Origin of the sequence: Halorubrum sp. SS7 (genome assembly GCF_005435055.1) — an archaeon.
Taxonomy (GTDB): Archaea; Halobacteriota; Halobacteria; order Halobacteriales; family Haloferacaceae; genus Halorubrum; species Halorubrum salinarum.
This window is the reverse complement of sequence record NZ_SGXV01000685.1, coordinates 1-226: the sequence shown is the minus strand read 5'-3', so window position 1 is coordinate 226 and position 226 is coordinate 1. Positions and strand designations below refer to the sequence as shown.

Here is a 226-nt window from a genome sequence, read left to right as displayed (position 1 = left end):
AGGCTATACTTCACGACCTCAGGCCTTCTTCTGCGCGAGACATCGCAAACTCGGAGAGTCGATAGCGGTAGGGAGCGTGACGGAAGATGACCCGACCGTAGTCAGCACCTTTGTCCACTTCGCTCTCCTCAATCGCGTCAACCGCGCTATTCAATTTCGACAACTGATCCCCTTCGCGAAGATAGGATTCAACCTTGTCTGGCCGGATATCGAACTCTTCAGCAAG

The 226-nt window shown here is 53.5% G+C and carries 1 pseudogene; it reads right to left on the bottom strand.

The features are described 5' to 3' along the window. Positions 1-10: 10 nt before the first annotated feature. Positions 11-226: pseudogene (locus EXE44_RS21290) on the bottom strand (hypothetical protein); the annotation flags it as partial.